At 42.3% G+C, this 15,139-nt stretch carries 17 protein-coding genes and 3 pseudogenes; 7 read left to right on the forward strand and 13 right to left on the reverse strand.

The features are described 5' to 3' along the window. Positions 1-10 precede the first annotated feature (10 nt). Positions 11-120, reverse strand: a pseudogene (locus tag ELQ35_RS19125) (iron-sulfur cluster assembly accessory protein); the annotation flags it as partial. A gap of 36 nt (positions 121-156) precedes the next feature. Then, a complete protein-coding gene (locus ELQ35_RS19130; RefSeq protein WP_126866784.1) occupies positions 157-603 on the reverse strand; it encodes an Rrf2 family transcriptional regulator in 447 nt (148 codons plus the stop codon). Positions 604-831: 228 nt separating this feature from the next. Here ELQ35_RS19130 and ELQ35_RS19135 point away from each other — a divergent pair, with 228 nt between their 5' ends. Further along, a complete protein-coding gene (locus ELQ35_RS19135; RefSeq protein ID WP_126866785.1) occupies positions 832-1,695 on the forward strand; it encodes an SDR family oxidoreductase in 864 nt (287 codons plus the stop codon). 310 nt (positions 1,696-2,005) lie between these two features. On the opposite strand, the gene ELQ35_RS19140 is transcribed toward ELQ35_RS19135, so the two are convergent. Further along, a complete protein-coding gene (locus ELQ35_RS19140) occupies positions 2,006-2,368 on the reverse strand; it encodes a HesB/IscA family protein (protein ID WP_126866786.1) in 363 nt (120 codons plus the stop codon). Between the two features lie 255 nt (positions 2,369-2,623). Then, positions 2,624-2,860 carry a YuzB family protein gene (locus ELQ35_RS19145; protein ID WP_126866787.1) on the reverse strand — a complete coding sequence of 79 codons (237 nt, stop codon included), beginning with the start codon at positions 2,858-2,860 and terminating at the stop codon, positions 2,624-2,626. A 300-nt stretch (positions 2,861-3,160) separates the two neighbouring features. Here ELQ35_RS19145 and ELQ35_RS19150 point away from each other — a divergent pair, with 300 nt between their 5' ends. After that, on the forward strand, positions 3,161-4,228 hold the full coding sequence (locus ELQ35_RS19150; protein ID WP_126866788.1) for an NAD(P)/FAD-dependent oxidoreductase: 1,068 nt from the start codon (positions 3,161-3,163) through the stop codon (positions 4,226-4,228). Positions 4,229-4,264: 36 nt separating this feature from the next. Here the strand turns inward: ELQ35_RS19150 and ELQ35_RS19155 are convergent, their stop codons facing one another. After that, positions 4,265-4,594 carry a YuzD family protein gene (locus tag ELQ35_RS19155; protein WP_126866789.1) on the reverse strand — a complete coding sequence of 110 codons (330 nt, stop codon included), beginning with the start codon at positions 4,592-4,594 and terminating at the stop codon, positions 4,265-4,267. Positions 4,595-4,680: 86 nt separating this feature from the next. Between ELQ35_RS19155 and ELQ35_RS19160 the strand changes: the two are divergent. After that, positions 4,681-4,972: pseudogene (locus ELQ35_RS19160) on the forward strand (NifU family protein). 50 nt (positions 4,973-5,022) lie between these two features. On the opposite strand, the gene thrB reads toward ELQ35_RS19160, so the two are convergent. From thrB to yutH, 4 genes and pseudogenes are all read right to left on the reverse strand, one after another. After that, the gene (gene thrB, locus ELQ35_RS19165) at positions 5,023-5,970 is read right to left on the reverse strand and encodes a homoserine kinase (protein WP_126866858.1); all 948 of its coding nucleotides are present in this window, start codon (positions 5,968-5,970) and stop codon (positions 5,023-5,025) included. Beyond that, a complete protein-coding gene (gene thrC, locus ELQ35_RS19170) occupies positions 5,970-7,031 on the reverse strand; it encodes a threonine synthase (RefSeq protein WP_126866791.1) in 1,062 nt (353 codons plus the stop codon). The genes thrB and thrC overlap by 1 nt, the downstream gene beginning before the upstream one ends. Then, positions 7,028-8,326 (reverse strand): annotated as a pseudogene (locus tag ELQ35_RS19175) (homoserine dehydrogenase). The gene thrC and the pseudogene ELQ35_RS19175 overlap by 4 nt, the downstream one beginning before the upstream one ends. Before the next feature lie 292 nt (positions 8,327-8,618). Beyond that, on the reverse strand, positions 8,619-9,620 hold the full coding sequence (yutH, locus tag ELQ35_RS19180; RefSeq protein WP_126866792.1) for a spore coat putative kinase YutH: 1,002 nt from the start codon (positions 9,618-9,620) through the stop codon (positions 8,619-8,621). 191 nt (positions 9,621-9,811) lie between these two features. On the opposite strand from yutH, the gene ELQ35_RS19185 reads away from it, so the two are divergent. Continuing rightward, the gene (locus tag ELQ35_RS19185) at positions 9,812-10,309 is read left to right on the forward strand and encodes a phosphatidylglycerophosphatase A family protein (RefSeq protein ID WP_126866793.1); all 498 of its coding nucleotides are present in this window, start codon (positions 9,812-9,814) and stop codon (positions 10,307-10,309) included. A gap of 171 nt (positions 10,310-10,480) precedes the next feature. Here ELQ35_RS19185 and ELQ35_RS19190 read toward each other — a convergent pair whose 3' ends face one another. Next, a complete protein-coding gene (locus ELQ35_RS19190; RefSeq protein WP_126866794.1) occupies positions 10,481-11,248 on the reverse strand; it encodes a TIGR01457 family HAD-type hydrolase in 768 nt (255 codons plus the stop codon). A gap of 84 nt (positions 11,249-11,332) precedes the next feature. Beyond that, positions 11,333-11,893 carry a DUF86 domain-containing protein gene (locus ELQ35_RS19195; RefSeq protein ID WP_307365605.1) on the reverse strand — a complete coding sequence of 187 codons (561 nt, stop codon included), beginning with the start codon at positions 11,891-11,893 and terminating at the stop codon, positions 11,333-11,335. Positions 11,894-11,965: 72 nt separating this feature from the next. Here ELQ35_RS19195 and ELQ35_RS19200 point away from each other — a divergent pair, with 72 nt between their 5' ends. Both ELQ35_RS19200 and ELQ35_RS19205 read left to right on the forward strand, forming a co-directional pair. After that, entirely contained in the window at positions 11,966-12,232 is a 267-nt protein-coding gene (locus ELQ35_RS19200) for a DUF3055 domain-containing protein (RefSeq protein WP_126866795.1), read from the forward strand. A gap of 99 nt (positions 12,233-12,331) precedes the next feature. Further along, positions 12,332-12,625, forward strand: coding sequence for a cytosolic protein (locus tag ELQ35_RS19205; protein ID WP_126866796.1), 294 nt, complete (start codon positions 12,332-12,334; stop codon positions 12,623-12,625). A 32-nt stretch (positions 12,626-12,657) separates the two neighbouring features. Here ELQ35_RS19205 and ELQ35_RS19210 read toward each other — a convergent pair whose 3' ends face one another. Continuing rightward, a complete protein-coding gene (locus tag ELQ35_RS19210; protein ID WP_126866797.1) occupies positions 12,658-12,933 on the reverse strand; it encodes a YutD family protein in 276 nt (91 codons plus the stop codon). A 111-nt stretch (positions 12,934-13,044) separates the two neighbouring features. On the opposite strand from ELQ35_RS19210, the gene ELQ35_RS19215 reads away from it, so the two are divergent. Then, positions 13,045-13,704: a YhcN/YlaJ family sporulation lipoprotein gene (locus tag ELQ35_RS19215; protein WP_126866798.1), complete on the forward strand. Its 660-nt coding sequence runs from the start codon at positions 13,045-13,047 to the stop codon at positions 13,702-13,704. A 275-nt stretch (positions 13,705-13,979) separates the two neighbouring features. Here the strand turns inward: ELQ35_RS19215 and lipA are convergent, their stop codons facing one another. Further along, positions 13,980-15,005 carry a lipoyl synthase gene (gene lipA / locus ELQ35_RS19220; RefSeq protein ID WP_342773317.1) on the reverse strand — a complete coding sequence of 342 codons (1,026 nt, stop codon included), beginning with the start codon at positions 15,003-15,005 and terminating at the stop codon, positions 13,980-13,982. Positions 15,006-15,139 lie beyond the last annotated feature (134 nt).

A 15,139-nucleotide genomic window follows, 5' to 3' on the forward strand; every position in this document is an offset into this window, starting at 1 on the left:
TTTGTTTATCTTAGCAATTCACCGGTGTACCTGCATTTACTGCAGTACGGAATGATGAACCACAGCCGCATGAAGCGATTGCGTTCGGGTTGTCATGGTGAATCCAATGTCCATCATCGACGAAAAAAGACATTCTGTTATCAAGGATGTATTTTATTAATTTATTTTTATTTTACATTTCTCTTTTTCAACAATATCCTTAACAATATCTTTAATAGTTACATTTCCTAGTACCTTTTCCAAAGCTAATTGAGCTGCTGACAATACGGGAGTGATAGAATCTTGAATGTTCCTGCCCACAAGGCAATCAGGATGCGGATTTTCATGCACACTAAACAATTCTTTTTCCTTCACAACATCGACCGCCTTATAAACGTCAAGTAATGTTATAAAGAATGGTTCCTTGGCTAGTTTTGCCCCTGCAATACCTGGTTGTACTTCGATTAACCCTGCTTTTTTTAGCATACCCATAATTTTTCTTATCAAGGTTGGGTTCGTGTTTACGCTCCCTGCTAAAAATTCCGATGAGCTTATCCCTTTTTTATTTAATTCAATAAGAACTAATATATGAATACCAACTGTAAATCGGCTGCTGATGGACATATCATTCACCTACCTTATATTTAATTATAAAATTTATTACACAGTATAATCATGTATTTAATTTGAATACAACGTATTATACCCTAAAATTCGCAAAAAATAAAAAAGGTTTAATTGACAAAACAAAAGGAAGTATCTATTATTAATACAGGTATTTAATTTGAATACAGGACAAATATGAATGTTTTATTCAAAGATATAAAAAAATATAATTGGAGGAATAGACAAATGAAAATGTTAGTAACCGGAGCAACAGGAAAATTGGGAACGAAAGTTGTAGAAACCTTATTGAAAACTGTACCAGCAAATCAGCTGGCTGTAAGTGTTCGTAACCCAGAGAAAGCAGAAGGATTACGGACTCGCGGAGTAGAAGTTCGCCAAGGAGATTTTGACCGTCCAGAAACATTGGATTCTGCTTTTGCAGGTATTAACAGGCTTTTAATTATTTCTGCGGATGGAGACAATGAAACAAGAATTAGACAGCATACTAATGCGGTAGCTGCGGCAGAGCGTGCTGGAGTTACATTTATTGCTTACACTAGCATAACGAAAGCAAAGGAAAGTAAAAACTTCCTTGCTCCCACGCATAAGGCAACAGAAGACGCTATCGTAAAAACAGGCATTCCTTATTCTTTTTTACGCAACAATTGGTACTTGGAAAATGAAAGCTCAAGTATTCAAGGAGTCATAGCGGGAGCTCCTTGGGTGACATCAGCAGGAAATGGCAAGATAGGCTGGGCATTACAACAAGATTATGCAGAAGCTGCAGCAGCGGTACTATCTGGTAACGGGCACGAAAACACAATCTACGAGCTTTCTGGCAAGTTATTGACTCAGGAAGAACTTGCCTCTGCTCTTGGCACTGTATTGGGTAAAGTAGTACCTGTACAGCAGGTTGATGACACTACTTATGCTGGTATTATGAAAGGTGCTGGCGTACCAGATTTCCTCATTCCTATGCTTGTTGATATCCAGAAAGGCATTCGAGAAGGCACACTGGAAATCGAGAGCAATGATTTCGAAAAACTACTTGGGCGTCCAGCTACACCAAGTAGTGAGGGGTTAACTCAAATCGTTAAAGGTATCTCTTAAACATCATAATTGAACTTCATTTACAAACCGACCTTTCTTCATTAAAATGGTCGGTTTTTAAATGTAAGGAACATGTCAACGCCAATTAGAATCAATAAAGGTTTACTTGTATTAAATAACGTTTTACTCTCTTGTTTAAAGACATAAAAAAGCCTCCTCAAATAGTTATGTTTTTGAACATTAACTACCGAGAAGGCATGTAATTCACAACCTTTATTTGACTCTTTTAGGGTTGTTATTATACATTTTCAGACTTGAGTACACTCAAAATCACCCTGTAATTCATAACCCTTAACATTTATTAAAATTCTTAGCAATTCTCCGGTGTACCTGCATTCACTGCGGTACGGAAAGACGAGCCGCAGCCACATGAAGCAATCGCGTTCGGATTGTCAATGGTGAATCCGCCGCCCATCATCGATTGCTTATAATCAATATTAATCCCGTTTAAAATCGGGGCATCCTGTTTATTTACCAGGATCCCGATCCCAAACTGTTCAAGCAGTTGATCTTGTTCACCGGATTCCTTTTCAAAACCCATTCCATACGAAAGGCCGCTGCAGCCCCCGCCTTTTATGGCAACCCTTAAAAAAGATCCTTCTTCATCATTATGTTTCATCATTTCTTTTATTTGAAAAGCTGCTGCTTCCGTTATATTTACCACTTCACTCATATAAAAACCTCCCTTGATTGTGTTTGAGAAAATATCAAACCGACCCTGAGCTGGCAGGAACAGGATCACACATGACCCGAGAAACTTGTTTATACCCCGACCGAGCATGTTATTCGGCTTAAGGTGCTTACGACTATTATTATATACCAAAAAAATTACCGCGCTCAACTTTCCAACACTCGTGCTTACATACTTTTTGTACAAATTATTCTGTATGCTCACTATAATGGGTTATAGTTTACCATATTAACTATGCTAAAACATTGGGTTTTCTTCGAGATATTGATATATATTTTCGACAAGTTCTTCAGGAGTATCCCCTGTAACCGGTTCACCGTTAACAAGGGCGTATAAGCTTGCCGCGCATTTTCCACAATAACCAAGACAGCCATATTCGACAATATCGAAATTAGGATCCCGCTCTAATTGCTCCAAAGCCTTTTGGGCTCCACTGGCAAGATTGCTAATACAAAACTCTATGATCGGGTTCATGGTCTCACCTCTCTATCACTAACAGATTATCCTACCCCTTTTCTTAGAAACAGTCAATGATTCCATCCCCTGCGAATGCTTAATTTTGATAATATTATTGTGGTTTGATCACAATTTCGTTATACTTTTTATGGATTAAAAAAGTGGGCCATTATAGATAATTATTTGTATCCAATTAGCCAATTCGGCATCACCTGAAGATCTTTGCGAATCTAATCTTATGCGGTTGTGTCTTAGTAATGGGGTAAGTGAAAGAAGTAACAAGTCATTTTAGCAAAACATACAAAGGGGAAATTCATAATGAAGAATTTAGTCATACTTGGCGGCGGTTACGGGGGAATGAGAATCCTTGAGGAATTACTGCCTGGACAGCTTCCTGACGATGTTTCCATCACACTAGTCGATCGTAACCCATACCATTGTTTAAAAACTGAATACTATGCTCTGGCAGCTGGAACCATATCTGACCAGCATATCCGGGTCACTTTTCCAGAGCACCCGCGCTTGAAAATCGTTTACGGGGAAATCAGCACCGTCGATTTAGAGGAGAAAAAAATCATCCTAACGGGGAAGGAGCCTGTCCCCTATGATGATTTAGTCATCGGCCTCGGCTGTGAAGATAAGTATCATAACGTTCCCGGCGCTGATACGTTTACGTATAGCATCCAGACGATTGATAAATCAAGACGCACCTATCAGGCTTTGAACAATCTTGGCGGAGGAGCAACCGTCTCGATTGTCGGTGCAGGCTTGAGCGGTGTTGAACTGGCAAGTGAACTGATTGAAAGCCGCCCTGATTTAAAAATTAAATTATTCGACCGCGGCGAGCATATACTATCGGCCTTTCCGAAGCGATTAAGCACTTATGTCGAATCATGGTTCCATAAGCATGACGTGGATATCGTCTCCAAGTCAGACATTACCCGAGTTGAAGAAAACCTGCTATATAACCATGACGAATCAGTGTCAAGTGACGTCATTGTTTGGACTGCCGGCATCCGGCCCAATAAAGTGATCAGAGATTTAGATATCGAGAAAGATAAGCAAGGCCGTGCTGTTTTAACGCCGCAGCATTTTCTTCCGACCGACGACAGCGTCTTTGTCGTAGGAGACTGCGCCAGCCTTCCCCATGCTCCAAGTGCCCAGCTCGCTGAAGGCCAAGCTGAGCAGATTGTGACCGTCCTTTTGAAAAAATGGGCCAATGAACCGCTTCCAGAAAGCTTTCCAACGATTAAGCTTAAAGGTGTATTAGGGTCGCTCGGCAAAAAACATGGGTTCGGTCTAGTCGCGGACCACGCCATTACCGGAAGAGTGGCCCGATTATTAAAATCGGGAATACTGTGGATGTACAAGTATCACAGGGGGTAAAAAAGTTTTGAAGAGCCCTGCTCTTCAAAACTTTTTTTACCTTCCACTTTTATACCCCAGTTTCTCCATTTCCTTTACGATTTTCTTCAACTGCGGGTTTCCTTCCCCGACGATTTCATCCTCAATCACGACTACTGGATAGAATAGGTCTTCTTCTATAACTTTTTTGGAAAAGTCCTTTTTCTTTTGCTCATCCTGGGGATTGAATATATCAATATAGGCAACGGTAAACTGTTGGTCTGGGAACTTCCTGGAAAGCGCTGCCTCAAGCCACTCATATGTTTCCTTTGATGAAGGCAGATTTACACAGCTTGCACAAATTTGTTCAGCTCCATAAACTTGTATTTCAATTTCTTTTTGTACCATGGTTTCTCCCCCGGTTCTTTTGCTTTCATTGTAACTGACTTTTATCTATTGGTTAAAGGAATATCTAGTATAATACGAATTTTGAATTGGATTTTTTTCAGTTATCGCATTATAATATAACTAGGAAAGGAGTCGATTGCAATGAATGATCAGGCAATGTTAGATCAAGTTCAAGAAGTTCTGGATAAACTTCGTCCGTTTCTTCTTCGTGACGGCGGTGACTGCGAACTTGTAGATGTAGATGACGGAATTGTAAAGCTTCGTTTGCTTGGCGCATGCGGCAGCTGCCCGAGTTCTACGATCACGCTAAAAGCAGGAATTGAACGCGCTCTTCTTGAGGAAGTTCCAGGTATAGAAGAAGTTGAACAAGTGTTCTAATCTTATAAATAAAGCTGACTCTGTCACCATAAGAGTCAGCTTTTTTGTTATTATTCATGTCCCATACTGATTTCTTTCGACTTACGATTGCTCTCTTCAAGCAGTTCCACCCTGCTTCCCTGATTATCAATTTCGAGCTCCTTAACAAGAAATTCAGGGAATGCTTCAGCCAGGCTATTCTTTACTCTATCTGCCTTATCCCTTAAGACAAAGGATACCACCGTCGGGCCTGCCCCGCTCAATGCAGTCCCGAATGCGCCAGCTTTCAAGGCAACTTCTTCAACCTTGGCTGAATGCGGGACGAGATGAGACCGATACGGCTGATGAAATTCATCATTCTTCATCATTTCACCGGCTAGCTGCCACTGTTTTGACAGCAAGGCTGCAACCATTACATTACCGACAGCGCCTGCCTGCACAGCGCGGCTAAATGAAAGATGGTCGGGCAGGACATTCCTTGAACCCTCGGTCGGTAGTTCGTAATCCGGGATGACCGCAACCACCTTCACTTCATCAAGCGGGAAAGACAGGACATCGGTTTTATCCGCAAAATGTCTGCCAACCACAAGTCCTCCATACACGGACGCACCGGCATTGTCAGGATGGCCTTCCAGAGAAGAAGCATGACGGTTTTTTTCTTCCTTCGATAATTTCAATCCCCCGGCTGCATCTGCTAGCTCTATTCCGGCCACAATAGCCGAGGCACTGCTGCCAAGCCCTCTCGTCAGCGGAATATCACTCGATATATAAACGCGGCATGGTTGAAGTGCTTTTCCGTAATAGGCTGCAACTTTATTGGCTATTGAAATAATATAGTTGTCCTCATTGGAAGGAAACACGGCCAGTTCTTTTGAAAGCGGAATGATCTCCCACTCTTTTGCAAGTTGAACCTGCAAATTCAGATAAAGTCCAAGTGCCAGACCGATCGAGTCAAAGCCTGGCCCTAAATTGGCCGTGCTGGCCGGTACGGTGATCGAATACATCTCACCTTCCTTTATCATGACTGAACCAGGACCTGTAAGTGTTCCACGATGATTCTTTCATCCATCGGCAGCAAAACGGGCTGGATCAGGCTTGTTTCCACCGCAGTTGTCGGATCCTTTAATCCATTGCCTGTCAGGACGGCAACAATCTTGCTGCCCTTTTTTATTTCACCGCTGTTTAGCTGCTTTTGAATTCCCGCAATAGATGCACAGGAAGCCGGCTCGGCAAAGATCCCTTCTTTGCTGGCCAATAAACGGTAGGCATGTAAAATCTCTTCATCTGACACTTCGTCAATTTTGCCCTGTGATTCCGATGCTGCTTCGACTGCAAACCTCCAGCTCGCTGGGTTTCCAATCCGGATGGCAGTAGCGATGGTTTCCGGGTTTTCGAAAATGCGATCATGAACAATTGCCGCTGCACCTTCCGCTTCAAAGCCCCTCATCTGCGGCAGCCCAGTATTTCTTTGTTCATGATACTCTTTAAAGCCTTTCCAATAGGCTGTAATATTGCCAGCATTCCCTACCGGCAGTGCAAGCACATCCGGTGCACCGCCAAGTATGTCGCAGATTTCGAACGCGGCCGTTTTTTGTCCTTCGATCCGATACGGATTTACAGAGTTTACAAGCGTAAAAGGCGCTTCTTCACTGATATTCCGGACAATTTGCAGGGCATTATCAAAATTCCCCTCAATCGAGATGATTTCAGCACCATACATGACAGCCTGTGCTAGCTTGCCCATGGCAATTTTCCCTTCCGGAATGACAACGATACAACGCAACCCGGCCCGTGCAGCATAAGCTGCCGCCGCAGCTGATGTGTTGCCCGTTGAGGCACAAATGATGGCGTCGCTTCCCTCTTCTACCGCTTTGGCTACAGCCATCACCATCCCGCGGTCCTTGAAAGAGCCTGTCGGATTGGCTCCTTCGTATTTTACGTAAAGGTCGACCTCCCATTCCTCCGAAAGACGCCGACATGGAAGCAGCGGTGTATTGCCTTCCAACAGCGACAGTGCCGGTGTTTTTTCCGTCACAGGCAGGAATGATGCGTATTCTTGTAAAAGTCCTTTCCAGCTCATAGTAATTCTTCTCCTTCCACACGGTATGCACTTTTTATTTCTTTAATCATTTCATAATTACTTAATTCCTGCTTAATCCGGTCAAGGTTAAATAGAGAAGCACGGTGCGTTATAAGGACAATTTCAGACGATTCCTTCTGCTTCAAAGGAAGCTGAAGGATTTTATCAAAGCTTACCCCATACTCTGAGAAAATAGATGTAATGTTCGCCAGTACCCCAACTTCATCGCTGACATGGAGCCTGATAAAGAACTTGGCATACACGTCCTCGGGACCCTTCAACGCTTTTGGATACTGCGGTGACACGGCACTCCTGCCGTTCACTCCCAGTCTCATATTCTTTAACACGTTGACTAAATCGGAAACGACCGCTGTAGCGGTAGGCAGGCTCCCGGCTCCGGGCCCGTAGAACATCGTCTCACCCACCGCTTCCCCGTACACATAGACTGCATTGTATTCATCATTAACAGAAGCAAGCGGATGGGTTTCCGGAAGCAGAGTTGGCTGGACGCTTACCTCGACCTTCTCGCCATAGCGTGATGCAATTCCAATCAATTTCATCGTATAGCCAAGCTTCTGGCTATACTCTAAATCATCCTTGCTGATTTCTGTGATTCCCTGAACCTTAACATCATCCAAATCAATCGTCATTGAAAAACCTAAAGTCGACAATATTGCCATCTTGCGGGCCGCATCCAATCCGCTGACGTCAGAAGTAGGATCAGCTTCTGCATAGCCCAGTTCCTGCGCCTCCTTCAACACGTCCTCATAGGCACTCCCGTTTTTGCTCATTTTCGTTAGAATGAAGTTAGTTGTGCCATTTACGATTCCCATCATTTTTGTAATCCGGTCTGAGGCAAGACCATCCACCAGACCTCTTAAAATCGGAATCCCGCCTGCCACACTTGCTTCGTAAAACAAATCGCATTGATTGGCTGTTGCTTCTAATAATAATTCCGGACCGTGCAGTGCCATCAGGTCCTTATTTGCTGTGACGATGTGTTTCTTATTTCTTAGTGCTTTTACAAGCAAGCTTCGGGTTTCTTCGATGCCGCCCATCACTTCGATCACCACATCAATGTCCGGGTCATCAAAAATATCGTTCGGGTTAGTTGTAAGCAAACGGTCGTCTACTGGCACTTGACGTTCTTTCGACATATTTTTTACAAGTATTTTCTTTATGGATACTGGACATCCGATCTGGTGCATCAGCTAGTCTTGATGGCTTTCAACGATCTTCACTACTCCCGATCCGACTGTACCTAATCCCAATAATCCGATTGAGATAGCTTTCATATGGCTCCCCCTCTTTACTGTTTTCCTAGTAAAAACATTTGTTTTTTCATAGTAGACATTATAATGTTAACTTTGGTTTTTTTCAATAGTCCGAACAGGGAAAGAAGCTTATGGAAGCGTTTAACTGCTTATGACGATTGAGAATATTTTTTCTTTACTAATTTTTTTCTGAAGCTGTTACTTGTATTATTCCTCCCTATATATCACTTATTGTTTTTGTTATCATAACATAGTAATATTGAGGATGAAACAATTCTGAATACACTGAAGAGACACTTACTGGCCGCTTTCCTTAGAGCCAGCTCAATAAAGGTATGTTCATCTGCTTTACCGGTATGCCGGCCATATCATAAAAGCTCCGCAAAAACTCTTCATAATAAACCGATTTTTCGGTATAAACGGTTATTTCATCCTCCAGCTGCAAGGATCTCGCTTCCGCTGGATTGCTGTAATATCCTTCAATTGTTTCAAAATAGTGAATCGGGAAAATCAGCCGGGCATATAGCAGCCTGGAGGAAAAGGAGGTAAGCGGCTGGACGCTTTGATAGTCATGTAGAAACTGTTGCAGGCCTGGCTGGTACGTTTGTTGGTTTTTAAAATAATGCTGTCTAATCCACTCGGAAATATCCCTGCTTCCATTGTCAAATATCCAATCAAATGGATTTTTAATGCAGTATTTCCCACTCCATGTATCGTTCGCAAATCGATCATAACATATCGTTCCTGCGTCCATAGCGCTTGGGTTATCATCGATTTCGGTATCAGCTAAATACTGAATCGCATTTTCTCCAAGAGCCATATAATACGGAAAAGTTTCTACAAATAGTTTTTCAAATTGGTTATTGGGGTGTGCATGGAGTTTATCCTTCCACATTTTTTCGAGTTGATCGATCCTTTGCTCCCAAAGGATCTTCCAATTTCCAAGCCGTGAACATTTTTTTATTGGGTAGGTGATCGAACGGGCCCGCGCATGAAATAATGCTAACTTCCTGCCCAGCCGCAAATCCCGGCCTTCTGCCAGAACATTGTTTGCAAGCAGCAGGAACATGTGGCCGTCAGCTTCAGAAATATAGCTTTGATGGTTAGCCATGACAAAGGAGGATACATAACGATCCCCCTGCTGCGACAGATGCTCAGACATTTTTTGCCTTTCCACTAATTCTTCCTGTTCCAATTTTTCAAGTGGAATAATACTATATAATACATTCTCTGAGCGAAAAGAAGGAAACTGTCCAAGAGATTCCTCCTTCTCGACATGGATTCCGTAATTTTTGTATATGATTTCTTCTATCATAGGGGAAACACCTGCCTTTCACAGTCTAAAGTCAGTACAATAGGACACTCTATCTCTTATATATATGAGGAAATTACAGATTTCTGAATGAATAATGCTTCTTTGAATAAATTTCATTACCAAGTTTCACAACGATACTATTTGCGGATATAGCTTAAAACCAATCGAAATATTCAGGAACGGGTGATAAAATGGCAGAAAAAGGCGTGAATCTGACCGAACAGACAGCAAGAAAATGGTTAGCGGAAAGAGGGGTAACCATACAGGACATTGCAGATTTGGTCATGTACCTTCAAAAAAGCTACCATAAAAATTTGCAAATGGAAGCTTGTATTGAAAATGTTGAAAAGGTCTTATCAAAGCGCGAAGTCCAGAATGCAATCCTCACAGGCATTCAGCTTGATATGCTAACGGAAAAGAAGATGCTTGAACAGCCGCTGCAGTCGATTATCGAAGTCGATGAAGGATTATACGGAGTCGATGAAATACTGGCATTTTCCATTGTGAATGTATATGGTTCCATCGGTTTTACAAATTACGGCTACATCGATAAGTTGAAACCGGGAATATTAAAATATTTAAATGACAAAAGTACCGGAATGGTTCATACATTTTTGGACGATATCGTGGGTGCGATTGCTGCAGCTGCTTCAAGCAGGCTTGCCCATCGTGCAGAGCATACGGAATAATAAAAAAAACCGTCACCGGTCCTTGGCTTACAAAGCAATAGTTCTCCAGTTAGAGCATTGATTAGCCAAGGACCGATGTAAGGTTAGACACCAGCCTAAGTTCAAAAAGTTATCCTTTCTTATCTTTTAAGAAATGACCATTTTCCACAGGAAAACAGTCCTTTTCTCTTCTTATTCAAATCTCCATAATTCTAAGGAGTCAATCGTATATGTAGGCTGTTCCTTATAATTCCGCAACAGTACGCTCGTGGTAACACCTGTATGGACTAGCAGTGTATCCATTCCAGCATTGATGCCTGCAAGAATATCGGTATCATAATTATCGCCGACCATAATTGTATCTTCTTTCGGCACGCCCAGAACTTTTAAGGCCTGTTTCACGATAATTGATTCCGGTTTACCGATAAAGATCGGCTGCACTTGTGTAGAAACAGCCACCACCGAAGTTAACGAACCATTTCCCGGAAGCAATCCTCTCTCGGTTGGGAGGGCAATATCCCCGTTTGTTGAAATAAAGGCTGCCCCTTTTCGGACGGCAAGGGCTGCTTTCGCGAGTTTTTCATAATTTATGTCACGATCAATTCCCATGACGACAAATTCTGGATTTTCATCATTAAAGGTCATGCCTTTTTCCTCTAATGCGGTGATGATCCCTTCTTCTCCAATCACATAAACCGAAGCATTCTTCTTTTGCTCTGCAATATAATTGGCAGTAGCCATGCTTGTTGTAAACACCTGGCTTTCCTCGGCTGGGATATCAAAGCCACGAAGCTTATCAGCAACCTGTGCGGGTGTTCTTGAAGAATTGTTTGTAACGAACAAATAGGGAATTCCTCTATCCATCAATTCATGAATAAAGTCACCGGCTTCTTCTATCTTTTCTGTTCCACGATACATCGTTCCATCTAAATCGATTAAATATCCTTTATATTGCTTCACTTTCTCACTCCTAAGGCAATTGCGACTTGCAAATATTGTATCGATCGTGTCATCCTGCATTAATTGGATGACAGGCACCGATTGTTAGTTCTTGAATGCCGAAACCGGCCCTAAGGCATTTGTTAAGTAGTCACGTACCAGGTTCGGAAAAGCTTTAAACGCTCCGATATTTTCAGTAAATATTTTCAGCAATTTGTCATGGGGTATGCTGATGTATTCCTGAACAAGCATTTTCCGAAGCGGCAAAACTTGTTTAAACTGATCGGCAATATTCTCATCAATGACTTTTTCATCAAGCAGAATATCGATAATATCTTCAAAGCTCCCGGGATCACGCATAATAAAGCCATCAATCACGGCGTTCCCTGCATCAAGCACGGAATCAAGCGAAGTCTGGATGATTCTCTCCAGGGCAAGTCCGGCAATATCAGTTTCCCATGCGGAATTGTTTTCAAAACGTTTGATCTGCTGCTCCAGGTAATTCAAAATTTGTTCAATCTTTTGTCTGTCCACAAAATACATTGTTCCCAGATCCTTTCTAATCAACCTTATTTCTTGATCATACCATAGCTTTCCCCACTCGCTCAATTCCTTCGGCTGCCATAGCAAAATCGAAAAATATTCAATATCCTTTTCAAATTCCATTTTCTTTTACTGTGCCAATCCTTTATTTGTTATCATTAAAAATAGACAGTTTGTTAAAGGGGGGATAGTACTATGGGAGAACGTTTTTTCTTATATAACGACATCGTGGATTCGAAAACACGCTTTGTCAGCTTTATGGGAGATCAGTCAAGATTCGATCTGGCTGTGATTACCACTGACCGCTTTTATGGTAAAAAGCTAGTGCTTGACATGCAAAGCACCCGTTTTGCGATAATCGGACAGGATGATCTCGAGGAGGAAGGGTACATCGAACACGCTTTTCAAATCGCAGAGGACGAAGCCTCGGAACTTCGGGACTTTTTATACGAGGTCGTCTAAAAACTCATGATTTAATTTGCAGTAGGGAACCCTTAATAAACGGAGTTCATCCAAAAACACTTGGAGTACTCACGTTTGATTCTATAAGGGGTGGTAACTGTGGATAAAGAAGAAGCACACCATGACTTTGCGAATGTAGAAAAGCAAAGAGATTATTTAACGGCTGAAGAGTTTCCGGAAGGATCATACGGTGCTGCAAGAGGGAAAAGTGACCCTGTGGAAAATAAAAGCACACCATGGGAAGAAGGGCAAAGATATTACAGCGCTTTTACTTATGAAAATAAATCGCTGCATGAAAACTTGCCCCGTCAGTATGATGGAGCCCATCCGATGCATGACGATCCTGATTCCGAAGAGCAGCCTCCTTACACGAATACAGATAATGAAAGCTAAAACGAAAGGCCGGGGAATCCCGGCCTTTTCAGTTATTTTTTTATTTTTTTGACTACAAAATATGGACAGCCAAAATTGCAGTATTCATATAAATATTCACTAAGGATGCTGATTTTTGTATCAAAGGTAGCCTTTTGGTTCTGGTCGTCAAAAAAACCGCGAAGCCTTAACTGTCCGTAGCCCCAATCGCCGACTATATAGTCATATTTCGTTAAAATCTCGCTATAACGTGAACGAAAAGCCTCTTCGTTAAAGCCTTCCCTGTAATTCTCTGCTACTTCATATGTCATGTTATTGATACTGATCATCTTTTCACCTCACATAAAACCGGCTATTTTAAATTATAACTGATTCCCCATGAATTTCTAAGCTAAAATTAGATAAATTGTTCACCCTAAGTGTTTGAGGGGGTGCTTTACTTGAAAAAAACAATAATGACAATAGGATTGGGCTCATTAATAGCTCTTACTGGCTGTAATGCAGATAACGGCAATGATGACCAGCGCACGGGTATGCTCGATACGACAAATCCAACTAGAGTCAATACACCAGCCCAATATTATGATGAAGATTTTCGCGGAACGAATAATAGGTCAGAGGACTTCGGTTACACCCGCGTAAACAATAATACCAACGCCAGAAATGATAACAGCGGCGATACGCCAACGATTGACAGGGAGCAACTTGCCCATATGATTTCACGGCTAGGCAATCAAATCCCGAACGTGGATGATGTGTCTACACTCGTTACAGATGAAGAGGTCTTGATCGTATACGGCGGTTCCGATTCTAAGAACCGCAATGCGACTGCCGACCAGGTAAAAAGGACTGCTTTATCTGTTGTGCCTCGTTTCTATCACGTTTATGTAAGTGACAATGAGTCGCTTAGACAAAACGTTGAAAATTATGCGACGCAGGATACAGACAGCCGCGGCATCGAAAACTCGATTGATCAAACTATAAAACAAATGCTTAAATCTCCGCAGGGTAATAAAGTCAGCAATGGCGAAAACGCCAATGGAGAAAGCATAGGCGAACGCAATGGTCAGCTGGACAAAGACGATATCAGCCGACATTAAGAAAAGTGCAAGCGCCTTGTAAAAGGAACGTCGACGTCAGCATATCCTGTGCAAGTAGATAGATCCCTGCATAAGGCGCTGTTTGCCTTCTGAAGGGAGATGGCTTATGACCTCGAGGCCGACTAAGATCGCCACTTCAGCACTAGTACGTCATGTGCGTCGGGGCTAGGCGCTGGAACTAGACAACATATAATAATTTTTGACGATAGTTAAGAAATAGACAAAGAAAGTGCCGTGAATGCGGCACTTTCTTTTATTTGGTCATCAAGCCTAATTTAATTTGCTTCCGATACTTTCTCCCCTTGCTGGTGCATTTGTTTCGCCGCAGCATTTACCTGCTCATCTGCATGGTAAGAGGAACGAACCATCGGGCCCGCCTCACAGTGGCTGAAGCCTTTTGAAAGGGCAATTTCCTTTAGCTCGGCAAATTCCTCAGGGCTGTAATATTTCTGAACCTTCAAGTGCTTCTTGGTCGGCTGCAAGTACTGTCCGATTGTCATGATATCTACCTTGTTTGCGCGAAGATCAACCATTGTTTCAATGATTTCTTCTTTCGTTTCACCTAGACCGATCATCAGACTGGATTTAGTCGGGATTTCAGGATACATTTCCTTTGCTCTCAATAGTAATTCCAGGGAACGGTTGTATTTTGCTCTTGCGCGTACACGATCAGACAACCGTCTTACTGTTTCGATATTATGGTTAAGGATGTCCGGCTTTGCGTCCATCAGCGTTTTCAGGTTTTCATAGACGCCGCCCATATCGGAAGGCAAGACTTCAATCGAAGTAAACGGATTTTTCCTCCGGATTGCCCTAACAGTTTCAGCAAATACAGCAGACCCGCCGTCCTTCAAGTCGTCACGTGCAACAGCTGTAATCACGGCATGCTTCAGGTTCATCGTAAATACAGAATCAGCCACGCGTTCCGGCTCTGCCAAATCCAATTCAGTAGGAAGGCCTGTTTTTACGGCACAGAAGCGGCACGCTCTCGTACAGACATCACCGAGAATCATAAAAGTAGCTGTGCGCCTTACCGCCCAGCATTCATGAATATTCGGACACTTTGCTTCTTCGCACACTGTATGTAAATTCTTCTCACGCATCATTTTCTTCAAGCCTGTATAATTTTCATTCGTATTTAGTTTTATTTTCAACCATTCCGGTTTACGCAAATGCTCTTCTTTTGTACTCATGAAGATGTCACTCCATTTCTGTATTTTCAAGTGAAAGCGTGATTTTTCTTCTTTAGTCACTTTATCATAATAAAATACATACAAACAAGTTTCATGGCTTATTACCATTATTTGATTTCATTATTTTTATTATAACTCAGCAAACTAAATTTATAAGAGAAAAGCGCAAGCGCCTTGTTCAGCCCCGACAAGCGTAAGACAAGCAGCTGTATGGGGAGCGATTTTCTCCCTATCAGATGATT

Source organism: Peribacillus cavernae (genome assembly GCF_003989135.1).
Lineage (GTDB): Bacteria > Bacillota > Bacilli > Bacillales > DSM-1321 > Peribacillus > Peribacillus cavernae.

Bases quoted from the DNA above. Each gene is read 5' to 3' on its own strand.
- ELQ35_RS19130 (WP_126866784.1), bottom strand. From the start codon at position 603: ATGTCCATCAGCAGCCGATTTACAGTTGGTATTCATATATTAGTTCTT.
- ELQ35_RS19200 (WP_126866795.1), top strand. From the start codon at position 11,966: ATGGGAGAACGTTTTTTCTTATATAACGACATCGTGGATTCGAAAACA.
- ELQ35_RS19195 (WP_307365605.1), bottom strand. From the start codon at position 11,893: ATGGAATTTGAAAAGGATATTGAATATTTTTCGATTTTGCTATGGCAG.
- lipA (WP_342773317.1), bottom strand. From the start codon at position 15,005: ATGGTAATAAGCCATGAAACTTGTTTGTATGTATTTTATTATGATAAA.
- ELQ35_RS19135 (WP_126866785.1), top strand. From the start codon at position 832: ATGAAAATGTTAGTAACCGGAGCAACAGGAAAATTGGGAACGAAAGTT.
- ELQ35_RS19210 (WP_126866797.1), bottom strand. From the start codon at position 12,933: ATGATCAGTATCAATAACATGACATATGAAGTAGCAGAGAATTACAGG.
- ELQ35_RS19140 (WP_126866786.1), bottom strand. From the start codon at position 2,368: ATGAGTGAAGTGGTAAATATAACGGAAGCAGCAGCTTTTCAAATAAAA.
- ELQ35_RS19150 (WP_126866788.1), top strand. From the start codon at position 3,161: ATGAAGAATTTAGTCATACTTGGCGGCGGTTACGGGGGAATGAGAATC.
- ELQ35_RS19145 (WP_126866787.1), bottom strand. From the start codon at position 2,860: ATGAACCCGATCATAGAGTTTTGTATTAGCAATCTTGCCAGTGGAGCC.
- yutH (WP_126866792.1), bottom strand. From the start codon at position 9,620: ATGATAGAAGAAATCATATACAAAAATTACGGAATCCATGTCGAGAAG.
- ELQ35_RS19155 (WP_126866789.1), bottom strand. From the start codon at position 4,594: ATGGTACAAAAAGAAATTGAAATACAAGTTTATGGAGCTGAACAAATT.
- thrC (WP_126866791.1), bottom strand. From the start codon at position 7,031: ATGAGCTGGAAAGGACTTTTACAAGAATACGCATCATTCCTGCCTGTG.
- ELQ35_RS19185 (WP_126866793.1), top strand. From the start codon at position 9,812: ATGGCAGAAAAAGGCGTGAATCTGACCGAACAGACAGCAAGAAAATGG.